Raw genomic sequence first — 17,074 nt, 5'->3', positions numbered from 1 at the left:
CAATGAACGACATTCACGAAGCCACTCTGTCCTCCGCGCGGAAGAGGACCGAACTCAACGCCCGCCTGAAAAACCTCCTGTCCGAAGGTTTGGAACTACCCATTACTGGTGACCAGATCGAAGACGACCAACCGCTCTTTGGGCGAGGACTCGAACTCGACAGTCTGGACACCCTCGAAATCGTGAGCTTGGTTGAAGAGGAGTTTGGTGTGTACATCACCGACGAAGACCGGACAGTTTTCGGGTCTATCAACAAGATTGCCGATTTCATCGCTGCCAACAGCGACGACGACTAGGGGCGGGGCAATGTCCACCACCCTGCAGGCCGGTGACATCCTGTCCCGGCTCCCGCACCGCCACCCCATGGTTCTCTTGGACAGGGTTGAAGATCTCAACTACGGCAAGTCCGCCACCGGAATCAAGAACATCACGATCTCGGACCCGGTCTTCCAAGGCCACTTCCCCAACAACCCCGTCTACCCTGGCGTCTACATGATTGAAGCGTCGGCGCAACTTTGCGGGCTCCTGCTGGGCTCCCCCGCAGGGGAAGACGGCCCCGTCCTTGGCTACCTGGCGTCCGTACGCAAATTCAAGTTCGTCACCCCGGTCCATCCAGGTGACGTGCTGAACATCCAAGCCCGGGCCGGCGTAAGCCACGCCAATCTTGCGGATTTCAGCGTCGACATTAAAGTCAGTGGCAAGATCGTGGCCTCCGGGTCGCTGGCGCTGGCCCGGATAGACCCGGACCCATCAACGTGAAACCGATAGTAAGGCTCTACGACCCGGAACGGGACGCGGCACGAGTCGCGGAGCTATACAACCGAAACAACTACGGAACCATCCGTAGCGGCTCGCCACTTACCGGCGACGACGTCAATGCGGTGCTGCAGGAACGCTGCGCAGCATTATTCATGGTGGGGGAAGACCGCGGAAACATCGTGGGCACCATTGGCTATCTGAAGGTATCGGGCAGGCGGGTCGCCGGCGACGACGAACTCTTTTCCGGAATGTTCCTCATCGACCCGGGCTACCGGATGGGTTTCCTGGCCGGCGAGCTGTTCATGCAGTCTTTTATCAAGCTGGTCGAGCGCGGTGTCCGGACCCTCCGCCTTGAAGTGGATCCAGCCAACCAAAAAGCTTTCCCGCTCTACGGACGGGTCGGCTTCAGGACAGCAGGCATCGTCAGTCCTGACGAGGACGGCTACATAGAACTCATCAGCTTCCTTCCCGGCGTCGTGTCAGATCTGCTTCGAACATCATTTGCCGACGCCTCCCCGCAGGACATGTTTTCGAAGTACTCCTGGCGCAGCATGGGCTCAGCCCGCGGCAAAGACCTCATGGACGGCGTCTCTGTCCAGGACGGCGCCCCACTGCTGACGTACACCTTCCCCGTGAAGAAGGACATCATTGACGTCCAGGTCGATATGTCGTCGGGAGCCATCGTCCACGCGCGACACAACGGCCACCTCTTCGACTGGCCGGAAACACCCCAACGTTCCGCTCCAAACCGCCCCGAGAGGCCTTCGCTCGGCTCCCGGCGGCTGGGCGAGTTCACTATCTCACTCGACTCGGGAGGGACGTTGACAATTGACCACCCACGGCATCCGGGTCCGGTTCTGACGGATCACTTCCCCGTCGGAGAGGATGGGGCACCTTACTGGCGCCGGCCCGCCGCCCTGAACGTCACCTGCCAAGAACTCCCCGACGGCTGGAGGACCTGGCTGGGGCCGATCACCCGTGAGATCCGCCTGCTCGGCGACAAGGTCAGCGTCGTAGTGAACCATCAAAGTGAGCAGAGGGTAACGGCCTTTCCATGGGTGAACCTGCGCTCGGGCGAGTTCCACCTCACCACGGAAGGCCGCCAACGCACTTTAGGTGGACCGATCGTCCGAGGACTCTGGCCGCCTGACCGGACAGACTTCGAAGCCGCCGAAAGCGTCTTCGACGATCAAAGCTACGGCGCATCAGCCCTCTGGACAGACACGGACTCCGGGATTGCTTTGGCCGCCACCTGGCACTCGGAAGGGAAGTTGCGCGTCGAAGGTGCGCACCTTCCCGCGGCTTCCTCCGAGGCCGGTTCCATCCTGTACGACGTGGACTTGTTCGACGGTGCGGAGGCCTTACCGGTGCCTGACAATGTGGAACTTCCCCCGTCATTAACGCCTGTATTTCACGCCGTCCCCTCCGGACCCCACCAGGGCTGGAACCCAATCACCTGGGCTGCTGCGGAAACGTCGCGTACCGACGTGCTCGAGGCCGTGGGGAGCAACGGGTCGTTGCTCGTCTCGCCCGACCAAGGGATCGTTTCGTGGACTGCCGGCCAAACGAAGGTCCTTGCGGCGCCGTTTCCGAAACTAAGAGCCCTTGGGCCCTTGACGGCGTGGAACTCCGGTCTGTGGGTGACGGGCCAAGGAGCGCGCGAAGATCCGGAGCAAGGCATCGAATGGGGAAGCGGGGGCCGAGCGCCACACCTCATCGGCAGCCCAGCAGATTGTTCCGGATGGGAAATCCAGCAGCGAGGAAACGATCTGACAGCGCTGCGCATCGTCGTTGACGGCGTCAAAGGTGCTGAACAGGTCACGCACGTCACACCGAACGCCCAAATACAGGCCAAGAACCGGGCGCCCATACTTTTTCAAACCGATACCAACACCGACCTCTGGTGGGCGGCGGCCCGGGACCGTTTTCCGTTGCGGGCGTCAGTGCGGAGAGCGGCTATCGGCCTGGGTGGAACCACGTGGCTTGTCGTCGAAAACGATCAAGGCACCCATCCCGAAATTCTGATCAGGTCCACAGGCGAATACCTTCTGCTGTCCCTCCTCGCCAGGGCCGGGGACACCACCACCACATCATGGCTTCTTTCCGTTCAGGAAATGGGAAGCCCCACCACGAACATCAAGGAGAATCCGTCATGACAGCTATCACTGACTACGAGGCAATTCGTTCCACCGCCGCCGTCTACCCCACCGGTGAGTTTGTTCTCGAAATCGCCGGAGAGCAGCGGGCGGAACTCGTTTCCTTCCTGCTCGCCAAGCGCAGCGAATTCGCCCAACCCGGGAGCGTCGTCGAATCCTTGGTGCTCAGGGAAGACGCTTCAGTTGCGGGCCACGTTGCGGCCTACGTCGAAGAGGAACGCGTCCTGCTGATCGCAGACCAGCCCATCGACGTCGACATCACCATCATTGCCAAGCATCGCGGCCTGGAGTCCGTCCGCGTCACCGACCTGTCCGACTCCACGGCCGTCGTAGCCGTGGAAGGACCCGTGGCATGGAAAATTGTCCAAAACTTCGCCGACGAAGAAATCGCGGGCGTCCTCCTTGGCGAAAGCTGCACGGCGACTTTACCGGTTTCAGCGCAGCCAGCCACCATTATCCGTACCGGCACCACCGCCGAATACGGCTACCTGGTTCTCGCCCCGAACACGGACCGTGGCACGTTGCTGGAGTTTCTGTTGACCACCGCCACGGAGTTCGGGGGCCAACGCGTCGGCACCGAAGCACTACAGCGTGCCCAGGCCGAGGTCAGTCACCCTCTCTACCCGGAACAATTCGACGGTTTGACGGTCCGAGAAGCGGCCGCCCTCTGGATGCTCTCAGCGGACCGTGACGACGAATTCCTCGGCAGCGACCAGCTCAATAAGGAGACTGCCGTACGCTCACTGGTCGCCGTGAACGCCGTAACCTCAATTCCCGCAGCAGGAACGAGCGTTACCTCCGGGGATACCGAAGTCGGCCGAATCCACCACGTGCTTCCCTCCGCCGGGCAACCTCAAGGGTTCGCCCTTGCCCTCCTGAATGCCCCCTTCAACGTGCCGGGCCTGGAGCTGCTAGCGGACGGAGTCACCTTGACCACAATCTCCCGTCCCTCAGTTGATCCGGTCTCCTGGACCGAACCGATCGGTTAAGCCATGAAAATAGTTGTTACCGGATTCGGCCTCAGGGCGGCAGTGGGCTCGAACGCAGAACAAAGCTGGGAATCCATTTCCAACGGAAAGTCAGGGATCGTCCGAACGACCGTAGTCCCCACCGAGGGCCTGGTCAGTTCAATGGGCGGCCAGGTCGAGTCCGAAATGGAAACAGAGCCGCCGTCGTCCCGGACCACTTACGTTGACCGCTGCCATAGGCTGGCTTCAGCCGCTGCAACCGAGGCACTGACCCATGCCGGGGCCAACCAGGCCCCTGTTGACCGGACCAGAATTGCTTTGTCATTGGGTACGTCCTTGGGCGGGGCGCGAAGCGGGGAAGAGTTTCATCGCCAGTGGATCCAGGACGGCTTGCGTAAAGCCAACACGGGCCTGCTGCGCCAGTATCCTCTCCACAGCGTTGCGGACCATCTGGCCTCCGAATTCCAGTTGTTCGGACCACGCAGTGTCCAGTCCAACGCGTGCGCTGCCGGTGCTGTCGCCATCGCCTACGGGATCGAGCTCCTCGAATCGGATGCCGCTGACATGGTTCTCGCCGGCGGCGTTGACCCTCTCGCGCTGTTGTCCTTCGGTGGTTTCTCCAGCCTGAAGGCACTCGATCCCCTTCACTGCGCACCGTATACCCGCAGTTCGGGACTCAACCTGGGTGAAGGAGCCGGCTTCCTCGTCCTTGAGAGCGAGGCTTCAGCTGTGGGCCGGGGCGCTGCGATCTACGCCGAAATCGCCGGGTATGGGCTCAGTGCCGACGCCTACCACGCCACAGCACCGGATCCCATGGGTCGCGGTGCCCTGCGGGCAATGCATGCAGCCCTGCACATGGCCGGGAATACGGTGGAAGATGTGGACTATGTCAACGGTCACGGAACCGGGACGGCGGCCAACGACAGCGTTGAAGCCAAAGCCATAACCCATCTTCGCGAAGGTGCTGCTCCCCCGGCCAGCTCCACGAAGTCCATGATCGGGCACACCCTTGGTGCTGCCGGAGCCATCGAAGCCGTGACATCCGTGCTCGCTATCCAAAACCAGGAGATGCCACCCACCGTCACACCCGACGGTTTGCGCTCACCTACAGGGCTGGACATTGTGGCTGAAACGGCACAGAGGGCGCGATTGAAAACCGTGCTGTCCAACTCCTTTGCGTTCGGCGGCAACAATGCTTCACTCGCCATCCGGGAATACACTAAGGACGCTTCCCCGCGCGCCCCTAAGACCGTTCGGCCAGTGGTGATCACCGGCATTGGCGCCCTGGCCGGGGATGCGGTTACTACTGAGGAAGTGAAGACTGCCCTTTTCGAGGGCCGGCCCGTTTACGGTGACGGCACCGTCGAGGTGGACGGCTTCGGTTCCTTCCCGTTTGGCGATATTCCGGCCGACAAACTCAAGAAAGGGATTGACCCGAAGTACCTGCGTCACATGGACACCTTGGGACGGAGGTCGGCGCTGGCCGTCAGCCAGCTCTTGAAGCAGCGCGGTCTTTCACGCGCTGAGTCGACCAGCACCGGGCTGTTGTTCGCTACGGGCACGGGACCGATCTCCACCGTTGAGGCTTTCGAGCGTGAGCTCCTGACCACGGGCAGCGGTAACGCCTTGCTGTTCCCGAACACGGTCATGAACGCCGCTCCCGGGCATGTCGCTTTGCTGAACAAACTGCAAGGACCCACGGCCACCATTTGTGCCGGCAACACAGGGGCCATCACTGCGCTCCACTTCGCCCAGAACCTCATCTCGAACGGCGTTGTGGACCGGATGATCGTCCTCGCCGCGGACGAAGCCCCTCACGCGATGCTCGCCGCCTACGCTCCGATCCCCGGTTACCTTACACGTTCTGCCTGCCTCCCCTATTCGAACACGGGTCGAATCATCTCCGGCGCAGCCGTAGCCATCCTCTTGGAAAGCGAAGACAGCGTTGACCCCGGGAGAGTGCTTGGCCGCATCGAACACTTTGGCATGACCGGTGACGGAAGCGGCCCCAGTCGTCTTCGCCGCGGGTCCGAGGCCTGGGTGCGATCCTTCCGGCTGGCCCTCGGCAGCAATCCTCCTGAAACAGTTGACGCGGTGGTGGCCGCAGCGTGCGGGAGGGATGCAGTGGATTCATTGGAAGTAGAGGCGTTGGCGGCCATGGGTCTGGGCGGTCGACCTGTCTCAACACCCAAGGCCATCTTCGGCGATGCGGGCGCCTCAGGAGGCCTGTTGGGTGTGGCACAAGCAGTGTGGATGAGCCAGGAGAAGTTCATCCCGGGCACCGCCGGCGTCGTTGCGTCCGGCCCTGAAGGACTGGTACCACCCAGCGGCAAGGCCGGAGAGGTCAACCGGACGCTGGTTTCCACTTGTGAGGCCGGAGGTAGCTTCCAGTCCGTCACCATCGCGACCTGACCAGTGGTGGATGTTTGGATTCGTTGGACAGGCCGATCACCTACGGACGACTTTGGGCGGTACAGGTCCCGCTCCGGCGCCCGCTTTCTCGCTGAGGCGGCGAAGTCGACCCGATGCCCGGATGATGTGTCGCTACCCTGCCACGTCATCCGGGGTATGGACGGGCGTTGGTTCTGCGCCGACTGCAAGTCAGGCTGGTCGGTTTCGCACACACAGAACGTTGTTGTCGCGGCACGGGCAAGAAGTTGGGTTGGCGTGGATGTGGAAACGCCCAAGAGACGGAACGCAGCCTTCAGATGGCTGGGCCGCGTCACCGGGGTACCCACTATCGGCATCGAGCAATGGACCCAGGCTGAAGCCCTGTGGAAAGCAATGGGCAACGCTGCACGGCGCCCTGCAACCGGCGAACTCCAGCTCAGCCCTCACTGGGCCTATGGCTGGCAAAGATCGGCAGACCTCGCTTGGCACATCCACACAGCCACCTTTCAAGGAGCTGTGTGGAGCCTTGCCGCCAAGGACAGGGAACCGGTGACTCTGCACTCAGACCCTGTTGTTGATTAAGCACCGTTAAATCGTGCTGCCTCCGACGCAGGACGGCGGAGGCAGCATGCAATTCACAAGGAGGAGGACTTAGAACTCCCAGTCCTCATCTTCCGTGTTGACAGCCTTGCCAATCACGTAAGAGGAGCCCGAGCCGGAGAAGAAGTCGTGGTTCTCGTCAGCATTCGGGGACAGGGCCGACAGGATGGCCGGGTTCACATCGGTGACGGAAGCCGGGAACATGGCCTCGTAGCCGAGGTTCATGAGGGCCTTGTTGGCGTTGTAGTGCAGGAACTTCTTGACGTCTTCGGCCAGGCCGACGCCGTCGTAGAGGTCGTGCGTGTACTGGACTTCGTTTTCGTACAGCTCGAAGAGAAGCTCGAACGTGTAGTCCTTGATTTCCTGCTTGCGGGCCTCGGAAACCTTCTCCAAGCCCTTCTGGAACTTGTAGCCGATGTAATAACCGTGCACGGCCTCATCACGGATGATGAGGCGGATGAGGTCGGCCGTGTTGGTCAGCTTGGCGCGCGAGGACCAGTACATGGGCAGGTAGAAGCCGGAGTAGAACAGGAAGCTCTCCAGCAGTGTGGAAGCCACCTTGCGCTTCAGGGGATCGTCGCCCTGGTAGTAGTCCATGACGATCTGGGCCTTCTTTTGCAGGTTCTCGTTTTCGAGGGACCAGCGGAAAGCGTCGTCAATCTCCTTGGTGGAGCACAGGGTGGAGAAGATGGACGAATAGGACTTCGCGTGCACCGACTCCATGAAGGCGATGTTGGTGTACACAGCTTCTTCGTGCGGGGTGATGGCGTCCGGAATCAGCGAAACAGCGCCCACCGTGCCTTGGATCGTGTCCAAGAGAGTGAGCCCGGTGAACACGCGCATGGTGAGTTGCTGCTCATCCGGCGTCAGCGTGTGCCACGACTGGACGTCGTTGGACAGCGGCACCTTTTCCGGGAGCCAGAAATTGTTGACCAGGCGGTTCCAGACTTCCACGTCCTTGTCGTCCTGGATCTTGTTCCAGTTGATGGCCTCGACGTGTGTCAGCAGCTTGACCTTTTCGGTCATTTCATCCCCTTTAAGCGATGGTTTTCTTGAGATAAGCCTACGACGGCGGGTGGAAACCCGCCGTCGTACTCTTTAGTTATGAGGGTAGCCAAGGCCACCGTTAATCAACCTATAGAGGTTGATCACAACATGCAGCTAACGCAACCCTCCACCTCAGTGCCCTCCAGCGCGAGCTGACGGAGACGGATGTAGTAGAGGGTCTTGATGCCCTTGCGCCATGCGTAGATCTGCGCCTTGTTGATGTCACGCGTGGTGGCGGTGTCCTTGAAGAACAGCGTCAGGGACAGGCCCTGGTCCACGTGCTGCGTGGCAGCGGCGTAGGTGTCGATGATCTTCTCGTAGCCGATTTCGTAGGCATCCTGGTAGTACTCCAGGTTGTCGTTGGTCAGGTACGGAGCCGGGTAGTAGACGCGGCCGATCTTGCCTTCCTTGCGGATTTCGATCTTGGCGGCCACCGGGTGGATCGAGGACGTGGAGTTGTTGATGTAGCTGATGGAACCGGTGGGTGGCACGGCCTGGAGGTTCTGGTTGTAGATACCGTGCTCCATGACGGAAGCCTTCAGCTCGCGCCAGTCATCCTGGGTGGGGATGTGGTGGCCAGCGAAGAGCTCGCGGACGCGCTCCGTTTCCGGAACCCATTCCTGCTCGGTGTACTTATCGAAGAACTCACCGCTTGCGTAGGTGGACTTCTCGAAGCCGCCGAACTTCTGGCCGGTCTCGATAGCGAGTCGGTTGGAAGCGCGCAGAGCGTGGAACAGCACCGTGTAGAAGTAAATGTTGGTGAAATCCAGGCCCTCTTCGGAACCGTAGTGGACGTGCTCGCGGGCCAGGTAACCGTGCAGGTTCATCTGTCCGAGGCCGATCGCGTGGCTCTGGGCATTGCCTTGAGCGATGGACGGAACCGAGTTGATATAGGACATATCCGAAACAGCGCTGAGGGCACGGATGGACGTCTCGATCGAGAGACCGAAGTCCGGCGAGTCCATGGTCTTGGCGATGTTCATGGAACCGAGGTTGCAGGAGATGTCCTTGCCCACGGTCTCGTAGCTCAGGTCCTCGGCGTAGATGGACGGCGAGGAAACCTGCAGGATCTCCGAGCACAGGTTGCTCATGGTGATCTTGCCGTCGATCGGGTTGGCCCGGTTCACGGTGTCCTCGAACATGATGTACGGGTAGCCGGACTCGAACTGGATCTCCGCGAGGGTCTGGAAGAACTCACGGGCGCTGATCTTGGTCTTCTTGATCCGGGAATCGTCAACCATCTCGTAGTACTTCTCGGTCACCGAAATATCGGAGAACGGAACACCGTAGACCTTCTCGACGTCATACGGGGAGAAGAGGTACATGTCCTCGTTCTTCTTGGCGAGTTCGAACGTGATGTCCGGAACCACAACGCCCAAGGAGAGCGTTTTGATGCGGATCTTCTCGTCTGCGTTCTCACGCTTGGTGTCCAGGAAGCGGTGGATGTCCGGGTGGTGGGCGTGCAGGTACACGGCACCTGCACCCTGGCGGGCACCGAGCTGGTTGGCGTAGGAGAAGCTGTCTTCGAGGAGCTTCATCACGGGGATGACTCCGGAGGACTGGTTTTCGATCTGCTTGATCGGGGCGCCGTGCTCACGGATGTTGGTGAGCGAAAGCGCTACGCCGCCGCCACGCTTGGAGAGCTGGAGCGCGGAGTTGATGGCGCGGGCGATCGACTCCATGTTGTCTTCGATGCGGAGCAGGAAGCAGGAGACGAGCTCGCCACGCTGCGCCTTGCCCGCATTGAGGAACGTGGGGGTTGCCGGCTGGAAGCGGCCGTCGATGATTTCATCGACGAGGCGGTTGGCCAGGTCTTCGTCGCCGCGTGCCAGGTGCAGGGCAACCATGCAGACGCGGTCTTCGTAGCGCTCCAGGAAACGCTTGCCGTCAAAAGTCTTCAGCGTGTAGGACGTGTAGAACTTGAAGGCGCCGAGGAAGGTCTCGAAGCGGAACTTCTTCTTGTACGCGCGGTTGAAGAGATCACGGATGAAGTTCATCGTGTACTGGTCGAGGGTTTCGCGCTCGTAGTACTGGTTCTTCACCAAGTAGTCGAGCTTCTCTTCCAGGTCATGGAAGAACACCGTGTTGTTGTTCACGTGCTGCAGGAAGTACTGGTGCGCAGCTTCACGGTCCGCTTCGAACTGGATCTCACCGTTGGGGCCATACAGGTTCAGCATGGCGTTGAGCTCGTGATAACCCAAGCCCTTGAAAGCCTCAGGCAGCGGCTTCTTGACCGTGTCCACAGCGCCCCCGGTTACTTCTGTTTCTGCGACAGTTGTGTCCAAAACTTTTCCAGCCCTTCGTTGACCCGCTGAACGTCTTCCGGCGTCCCCATGAGTTCAAATTTGTAAAGATGCGGCACTTTGCACTTCACGGAGATGATGTCTCCCGCTGCGCAATAGTTGTCCGCGAAATTGGTGTTCCCCGCTCCGATAACACCGCGGATCAGTTCTCTGTTCCGCGGATCGTTCAGAAATCTGATGACCTGCTTCGGCACGGAACCTTCGCCGTTCGTTCCGCCGTACGTGGGCAGTACAAGGACGAAGGGTTCAAGGGCCTGAAGCGGAGCATCCTGGGCATATAGCGGGATACGTGCCGCATCCCTGCCCAGTTTCCGGACGAATCGTTTGGTGTTCTCGGAAGTCGAGGAAAAGTAGATGAGGTGACTCCTCGTGGTCACAGCTTCCGCAGCATCGCGTACGGTTGCCGCTGCCAGCGGTGCCATGGGAGTCACCTCGACTACATAGGAATTCTTAGTGTGCTGTGGTGGCGAAGTTTGAATGGAAACTTAGGCCACGGAGGAAACAGCCTGGGCCAGTTCCTCGATCTTGTCCGGGCGGAAACCAGACCAGTGGTCCTGCTCGGTCACGACAACCGGAGCCTGCATGTAGCCCAAGGCCTTCAGGCGCTCGAGGGCCTCGGCATCCTGGGAGATGTCGACACTCTGGTAGGCAATGCCCTTCTTGTCGAGTGCTCGGTAGGTTGCGTTGCACTGAACACAGGCCGGCTTCGTGTAAACCGTAACGGTCATGATCCCTGTCCCCTTAGTTGAAGTCTGTCGCTCTTCGTATCTGGCGGGCTCAACCGGAACTAGTTTCTGAATCCGATACCGGCCCGCGGGCTGCTGTGGCAGCCAACACGCTTATTTAGTCTTGTGCTGGTTTCCCGCTCAATCCGTAAATCGATACTACATGTAGTGCAAGCGCCTCGCCGGAACCCCAAGATGATGTATTACAAGTATGTCATTCAATCCACCGCTCGTCCACAGGCAAGGGCTCTCAAAATGTCCGTGATTCCGCCGAATTGAGAGATGTCATCCACACCCTGTGGACTACTTAGCCACATTTAATCTCCAGCGTGTCGCCCGGATACGGCGTGTCGTGACACTTTGAAAATGTGGCGTGGCGAACAGCTAAAATCGGCTGATGGTCAACCTTCTCCATCTCCGCACCTTGATGGAGGTCACCCGGCTGGGTTCCTTCGCCGCCGCTGCCGCCCAACTCGGTTACACAGCTTCGGCAGTATCCCAACAGATGGCAGCGCTGGAACGCGATACCGGCGTCGAACTCTTTCAACGGTCAGCCCGCAGCGTCATCCCGACGGAGGCCGCGGTCACCATGACCCGGCACGCATCGAAGGTGCTGACGGACGTTGAAGCCCTCATGGCGGCGGCCTCGAGGACCAACGACTCCCCCGCACAGGAACTGAGACTGGGCATTTTCCCCAGCCTGGCCACCTATGTGCTGCCGGACATCCTGCGGAATGAGCGATGGAGCGGGCTGGGCATTGAGCTGCGCGTCTCCGTGGCTGAGCCGGCGCAAACCATCCAAGGCCTGCGCAGCGGCGGCGAACTGGATGTGGCGCTGGTCTACCAGGTGGGGCAATCCGGCTTGGCCTGGCCGCACTCACTGGAACGCCAGTGGATTGGCGACGACGACTTCCGGGTGGTGCTGCCGGCATCATGGAAAATCCGTGAGGATGCCGAGATCGAGGCGGCACACCTCTCCGACATGCCATGGATCGTCCACCACCCGGGCACCAGCGATGCCCTGGTGATCGAACGACTGTTCGCCAGCTGCAACCTGCACCCCCGCGTGGTGGCCTACAGCGATGACTTCCACGCGAGCCTGGAGATGACCGCCGCCGGGCTTGGCGCCTCGCTGGTACCGGAACTGGCGCTCCGGAACCGGCCACCCGGCGTCGTGGTCCTTGACGTACCGGACATCCGGCTGGCGCGGAACATCTTCGCGCTGCTCATCAATGAAAAGCGCACAGCCCAAGTGCAGTTGTTCACACAATTGCTTGCCGACACCCTCAGGGACACCTCGGGAAAGAGTGGTCTTCACCCCCTGAAACCCACTCCTGTCAAGGGTCGCAAGCTCCAGAGGTGAATTGGCGCCAAGTGCTGGAACCCGCCGGTTGATGGGGTTAGATTGATCACATGGGCAAGGTAGCGAGCAAACATTTTGGGGAGATCGAGCTCAACCACGGGCGTGAACATTGCTTCGTCGCGAGACACGAACTTGGCGGTAATCAGCTGGAGCTGGACCTCAACGTCACGGCGCACGACCACTTCGATGAGGCGGCCATGCGAAAGGTGGATTACAGGTTGCGCTTCCTACCGGAACTCGTGGACCAGGTCAGGGAGATGATCGCCGACGAGCTCGACCAGGACGGCACCAACCCTCAACAGTTCCTGCACTTCCACAGTTCACAGCTCAAGGAAGAGCAACTCGAATCGGTGTTCGGTGTCAGTGACAAGGGCCAGCTCACCAACGATGTTTTCCTGAAAGCCCTGAAACTAGGCCATGTGGCCATCTACCCTGGCCAGCCGGAGCGCTACTTCGTGCTGGACTTCACGCTCGGCTCACACTTCACGGACGAGCTGCTGGTGGTGGCCGCTGATGAAGACGGCGTGGTGGACGACGAAATCCTGTGGGAGTCCTAAAGGGTTTTAAAGCGTACGACGGCGGCCGGTCACCTTCAGGTAGTCGTCGTGGCTCCATCAGGACGCAGCCGCGGCTGTTACGCCTGGAATGATGTGGCAGTTGATTTGCGAATATTCTTCGCCTGAAGCTTCACCATGGCCTGTCCACACCCGGGGATGTGTCCGGCCCCCGCAGGTACTCGCCACGTTCTTGACCCTCCGAACGCTCACGGTGGGCCTGTTGCGCGTTCTCTTCGAGCTGCTGGAGTTGTTCCTGCTTCGGGGCCGGCGATGTTTCCTGGTTGGGAGTGGATGGATCATCAGTTCGCGACTCGTCCGCGGCGATCTTGCCGGCGAGCCTGTCCGCGGCGGAGTGGAGCTTGCTGCCCTCTCCGGCGGCGTTCGCCGGACCTTCCGTGTGGCACTCCGGCGGCGCGGCCTTTGCTGCAGCCAAGGCTTCCTTGAAAAGCCGGGCTGCGGCGTCCCGATCACTGACGGTATCCCCCAGCTTCTCGATGCTCAGCACCAGGTTGACGCGCACTTTGCATTCATCGGTCCCCGCCCCGGCTTGCAAGGCCGAGGCAAAGTCCTCCCGCGCAGCAGCAAAGTGGCCCGCCACAACGTGGGCATCCCCTGAGGCGAATAGTGCTTTGTGTGGCTCCAGGACGTTCGCCAACTTCAGCCACGACGCCGCACTGGCCACGCCCTCCGGCTCACCAGAAGTGAAAGACTCCTCGGCAGAGGCGCCCAGCACACCAACGCTTAGCAACTTCGCCGCAACTGCGAGCGCCAGGAGTGCGGGTGGTGCTGACCAGAGCGCAAGCCGGTTTCGCCGCCGTCGTGCGTTGCCGTTCATGTGGTTGGTTCCTTCCGCGCGGCTGACCGAAGCGATTGCAGGGCGGTGAAGTGCCGCAACGGTTCGTGGATTGCCATGAGGAAAGCGGCCGAGGCAAGCAGCCAGTAAAGTTCTACGCGGCCCGGGGCGTCGTGCGTCATGACGGTCATGGCGCCGGGGCGGGCTTGGCCGAGCATGTGGGATGGTGGCTCGTTGCCTGTTCTGTGGGCGTAGGGGACGTGGAGTTGCTCGGCGATGGCACGCAATTGCCCTTCGTCGATTCGCGAGATTGCGTCCTGTGGGTTGTCGGTGGTTTTGTCCTTTACATATCCGGCGTCGGGGTCCGCGGATTCCTTCATGCGGCCGCCCTCGCCGGTTCCGTACCCAAGCACCGCTCCCCCGGCCACGTTGCCGGTGTCCATGGGAGCCGGTGCCTCGGCGCTGGTGTTCTCACCGTCGCCGGCGTAGAAGACCAGTGCCGGGCGCCCTGGATGTTGCTGGTTGGCGGCAGCGAGCCTTTCCTTCAGGAGTTTCGCCGCTCCGGTCACGCTGCTTCCCTTGGCATACCTGCTGTTTTGGGGTTGCAAGGTGGTCATGCCCGTTTGGAGAGCTGTTGCGTCCCGTGTGAGCGGCATGCGGACGCTGGCTTTGCTGTCGAAGGTGATGAGGGAGAACTTGGCTCCGGCGAGTTCCTTGGCGATGGCCATGACGTCCTGTTTGACCCCGGAGAGCCGGGGGCCGGTTCCGTTGTAGTCTTCTGCGCCCATGCTTGTGCTGGTGTCCACGACGAAGAACACGTCCAGATCTGCGGTTGCGGTTTCGGCTTGGCCACCGGCCCAGCCGGGACGCAAAGCGGCAAGCAACAGAAGTACGACGGCGGCACACCGCAGAGCTTCCGGCCTCCAGGTTCGCCTTGGCTGGCTTCGCCCACGACTGACGAGTGTCCATGAAGTGAAGCCCAGCACGGCGACGAAGGTCAGGGCCAGCAAGGGCCAGGGGATGATGGGGGCGAAGGTCATGGTTCCAGCCGCCATCCGAGCAACAGCATGCCCGATCCGGCGAGCAAAGCAATCCCCAGGGGCCAGGCCGGGGCATCGGCCACCACTGCCTGGGGTGCTGCAAGGTAGCTTGTGGCCTCGCTTTCCTGCACTTTCCGGACGATGCCCGGCACGGCATCGGGGCTATCCAAGGTGAAGTAGCTGCCCCCTGTTCGTTCAGCCGCTGCCCTGAGCTGCACTCCGGGCTGGTCTGGTTGCTCGCCGTAGTCCATGTCGCCGGGGTTGAGGGCGTACACCTTCACGCTTTTACCGGTGGCCAAGGCGGTGGCTTCGTCCAAAGTGAAAATCGGTTCCCCGGAGAGGAAGTTGTCAGTTGCCAGCACCACTGACCGCGAGCGCTTGGCATCCCCTGTGTCGGTGTCGGGGAAGCTCTGTATGCAGGATGCCAGTCCGTCGCCGATGAGCGAGGAGCCTTCCCCGTTCCAGGTGCCGTCGAAGAAGGACCCGGCACCGCTGTCCAGGGCCTCCTTGGCGCGGGTGAGTTGTTCGGCGGCGTACTGGTAGTCGTCGGTGAGCGGGAAGAGTTGCACACTGCTGCTGTCGAAGATGACCATGCCGATTCGTTCGCCGTCGAACTCCTTGGCGAGGCCCTGGAACACTGAAGCTAGTGCAGCATCCGTGCTGGTCATGGAGCCCGAAACATCCAGGCAGAGCACGATGTCCCTGTTCCTGATTTCCGGCTGCTCCACGGTCCGTTGCGTGGGCCTTGCGGCTGCCGTGGCGGTGGCTGCGAGGAACACTGCGCCCAACACCACCGCTAGCGCCAGGCGTGTACGGTGCCGGCGTAAGGCCTGTTGGTATTGGGGGAGGTCAGTGAGCCGCTCGCCGTGCGCGATGGGTCTGGTCCTTGCCGGACCACGACGGCGGCGGTACAGCCAGGCTGTGACCGCCACCGCTGCTGCGGCCAGGGGAAGAATCCACCAGTGGCTCAGTTCCATGACGAGACCACCTGACGTGCGGCCTCTGCGGATTGCCTGACTGAATGTACTGGTGTGGCGGCGAATTCGTTGGGGTAGATGCCGGCTATCCTTGCCGCCAACTCCCTGAGGTGGTGGCGTTGGAGGTCCTCGAGGGTCATGGAGGTAACTGGCAGGCCCGTGGCCGCGCCGACGAACTCCCGCACGAGGAAGCTGAGTCTTTGGTGGGCGTCGCGCTCGGGTAGGCGGCCGGCGTCGGCGTCTACGGTGGTGGCGTTGATTGCCGTCAGGCAGGTGGTCCGGAGCGTCTCGAGGTCCTGAGCGCTCCTTACCTGACGGAGTGGAGCCTTGCTGTGGTCCGGGGTCTTCTTTCGGACAGGGCGGAGGATCCAGGCGTACCAGGCTCCGATGAGGAGTACGAGCATGAGTCCAAGCCACAGCCACTGAGGTTGGTACTGCAAGGGAGCATAGAAGCCGTTTTCATCCTGCACGAGTACCGCCCTTGGACGAGGACCGTGAAGTGAAGGACCCAGAGCGGTGCTTTTCGAGGAGCGCGAAGACAGCAGTGAGCACATCAGCGCTGCCGGTTGCGTGTTCCTCGGCAATTCCCAGCCGGTGGAAGACATTCCGCCGCAGCTGTCCGCGTTCCAGCATTGCCGCAGCATAGGCCGCACGTACCTTGGCGTCCACGGCCAGGGGCAAAGGAATTGTTTGTCCTGTGCCTACGTCAATGCTGTCTTGCAGCCGGCTCCCGGGCTCAGCAGCGAGTTCGGCGTCACGGACGGTCAGCCACAGGACCTCGTGCCGGGCACGCAGCCTGCGCATCAGGCTCTCTGTGCGGGCATCGGGCAGGAACTCGTCCGCAACGGCAACAATGAGCAAACGTCCCTTCAGGTACCTCAGAACATAGTCCAGTTGCTCCGCAATTCCACTGGCTGGACCGTCCAAAGCAGCGCTCGCATCCACTTCACGGAGCAGCCGCTCCAGATGTTCCTCACCACTGCGCGGCGGAACGTATTTGGACGCCTCGGCGTTACCGTGCAGGAGGCCGACGTCGTCACCGTGCCGGGAAGCCAAGTACCCCAGGACTCCGGCAGCATGAACAGCGATGTCCTTCTTGGACTCCCCGGACAATGCTTGGGCGGCCATGTTCCTTCCGGTATCCACCAGTAACAGGACTGTGTGGCGGCGAACGGCCACATAGCGTTTCACCAGCGGCGATCCGTGCCGTGCCGTCGCTTTCCAGTCGATGTCACGGACCTCATCGCCGGGCACATATGCGCGGAGTTCATCGAAGTCCAGGCTGCGGCCTTTGAAGACCGATCCGTATTCGCCGTCAAGAAGGGTCAGTGTCCTGCGGTGGGCGAAGATGAACATCTTCGACTTGACGCGGCGGAGGAGGCTGGGCACGTGCCG

At 61.2% G+C, this 17,074-nt stretch carries 17 protein-coding genes; 8 read left to right on the top strand and 9 right to left on the bottom strand.

What is annotated here, in order from left to right:
- Positions 1–2: 2 nt before the first annotated feature.
- The 6 genes from J3A64_RS05075 (at position 3) to J3A64_RS23600 (ending at position 6,856) form a co-directional block, all read left to right on the top strand.
- A complete protein-coding gene (locus J3A64_RS05075; protein WP_011775013.1) occupies positions 3–296 on the top strand; it encodes an acyl carrier protein in 294 nt (97 codons plus the stop codon).
- A 10-nt stretch (positions 297–306) separates the two neighbouring features.
- Positions 307–759 carry a 3-hydroxyacyl-ACP dehydratase FabZ gene (fabZ, locus tag J3A64_RS05070; RefSeq protein WP_210063744.1) on the top strand — a complete coding sequence of 151 codons (453 nt, stop codon included), beginning with the start codon at positions 307–309 and terminating at the stop codon, positions 757–759.
- Entirely contained in the window at positions 756–2,915 is a 2,160-nt protein-coding gene (locus tag J3A64_RS05065) for a GNAT family N-acetyltransferase (RefSeq protein WP_210063743.1), read from the top strand. Before fabZ ends, J3A64_RS05065 begins: the two co-directional genes overlap by 4 nt.
- Positions 2,912–3,904 carry an aminomethyltransferase family protein gene (locus tag J3A64_RS05060; protein ID WP_210063742.1) on the top strand — a complete coding sequence of 331 codons (993 nt, stop codon included), beginning with the start codon at positions 2,912–2,914 and terminating at the stop codon, positions 3,902–3,904. The genes J3A64_RS05065 and J3A64_RS05060 overlap by 4 nt, the downstream gene beginning before the upstream one ends.
- A gap of 3 nt (positions 3,905–3,907) precedes the next feature.
- Positions 3,908–6,295 (top strand): beta-ketoacyl-[acyl-carrier-protein] synthase family protein, encoded by a 2,388-nt coding sequence (locus J3A64_RS05055; RefSeq protein ID WP_210063741.1) that lies wholly within the window; start codon positions 3,908–3,910, stop codon positions 6,293–6,295.
- A gap of 255 nt (positions 6,296–6,550) precedes the next feature.
- Positions 6,551–6,856, top strand: coding sequence for a hypothetical protein (locus J3A64_RS23600; RefSeq protein WP_238324312.1), 306 nt, complete (start codon positions 6,551–6,553; stop codon positions 6,854–6,856).
- Between the two features lie 69 nt (positions 6,857–6,925).
- Here the strand turns inward: J3A64_RS23600 and nrdF are convergent, their stop codons facing one another.
- The 4 genes from nrdF to nrdH all read right to left on the bottom strand — a co-directional run bounded on the left by nrdF (position 6,926) and on the right by nrdH (position 10,952).
- Positions 6,926–7,900: a class 1b ribonucleoside-diphosphate reductase subunit beta gene (nrdF, locus tag J3A64_RS05045; protein WP_011775019.1), complete on the bottom strand. Its 975-nt coding sequence runs from the start codon at positions 7,898–7,900 to the stop codon at positions 6,926–6,928.
- A gap of 122 nt (positions 7,901–8,022) precedes the next feature.
- A complete protein-coding gene (gene nrdE / locus J3A64_RS05040; protein ID WP_014922016.1) occupies positions 8,023–10,164 on the bottom strand; it encodes a class 1b ribonucleoside-diphosphate reductase subunit alpha in 2,142 nt (713 codons plus the stop codon).
- Between the two features lie 11 nt (positions 10,165–10,175).
- Complete coding sequence (gene nrdI, locus J3A64_RS05035; RefSeq protein ID WP_014922017.1) at positions 10,176–10,646, bottom strand: class Ib ribonucleoside-diphosphate reductase assembly flavoprotein NrdI; 471 nt, start codon at positions 10,644–10,646, stop codon at positions 10,176–10,178.
- A 63-nt stretch (positions 10,647–10,709) separates the two neighbouring features.
- Positions 10,710–10,952, bottom strand: coding sequence for a glutaredoxin-like protein NrdH (nrdH, locus tag J3A64_RS05030; protein ID WP_011775022.1), 243 nt, complete (start codon positions 10,950–10,952; stop codon positions 10,710–10,712).
- A gap of 394 nt (positions 10,953–11,346) precedes the next feature.
- Between nrdH and J3A64_RS05025 the strand changes: the two genes are divergently transcribed.
- Positions 11,347–12,312 carry a LysR family transcriptional regulator gene (locus J3A64_RS05025; protein ID WP_011775023.1) on the top strand — a complete coding sequence of 322 codons (966 nt, stop codon included), beginning with the start codon at positions 11,347–11,349 and terminating at the stop codon, positions 12,310–12,312.
- A gap of 50 nt (positions 12,313–12,362) precedes the next feature.
- Positions 12,363–12,869: a DUF2004 domain-containing protein gene (locus J3A64_RS05020; protein ID WP_011775024.1), complete on the top strand. Its 507-nt coding sequence runs from the start codon at positions 12,363–12,365 to the stop codon at positions 12,867–12,869.
- Between the two features lie 130 nt (positions 12,870–12,999).
- On the opposite strand, the gene J3A64_RS05015 is transcribed toward J3A64_RS05020, so the two are convergent.
- Genes J3A64_RS05015 through J3A64_RS04995 form a run of 5 tightly spaced genes read right to left on the bottom strand, consistent with a single transcriptional unit; the run spans position 13,000 to position 17,068 of the window.
- Entirely contained in the window at positions 13,000–13,704 is a 705-nt protein-coding gene (locus J3A64_RS05015) for a hypothetical protein (protein ID WP_210063739.1), read from the bottom strand.
- Entirely contained in the window at positions 13,701–14,717 is a 1,017-nt protein-coding gene (locus tag J3A64_RS05010) for a VWA domain-containing protein (protein WP_210063738.1), read from the bottom strand. The genes J3A64_RS05015 and J3A64_RS05010 overlap by 4 nt, the downstream gene beginning before the upstream one ends.
- On the bottom strand, positions 14,699–15,679 hold the full coding sequence (locus J3A64_RS05005; RefSeq protein ID WP_210063737.1) for a VWA domain-containing protein: 981 nt from the start codon (positions 15,677–15,679) through the stop codon (positions 14,699–14,701). Before J3A64_RS05005 ends, J3A64_RS05010 begins: the two co-directional genes overlap by 19 nt.
- Positions 15,670–16,149 carry a hypothetical protein gene (locus J3A64_RS05000; RefSeq protein WP_210063736.1) on the bottom strand — a complete coding sequence of 160 codons (480 nt, stop codon included), beginning with the start codon at positions 16,147–16,149 and terminating at the stop codon, positions 15,670–15,672. Before J3A64_RS05000 ends, J3A64_RS05005 begins: the two co-directional genes overlap by 10 nt.
- On the bottom strand, positions 16,139–17,068 hold the full coding sequence (locus tag J3A64_RS04995; RefSeq protein ID WP_011775028.1) for a DUF58 domain-containing protein: 930 nt from the start codon (positions 17,066–17,068) through the stop codon (positions 16,139–16,141). Before J3A64_RS04995 ends, J3A64_RS05000 begins: the two co-directional genes overlap by 11 nt.
- Positions 17,069–17,074: the final 6 nt, after the last annotated feature.

It is taken from the genome of Pseudarthrobacter sp. PvP004 (genome assembly GCF_017876035.1).
GTDB lineage: Bacteria > Actinomycetota > Actinomycetes > Actinomycetales > Micrococcaceae > Arthrobacter > Arthrobacter aurescens_A.
Note: the sequence above shows the minus strand (reverse complement) of the source record. Positions and strands in the feature narration are given on the sequence as shown.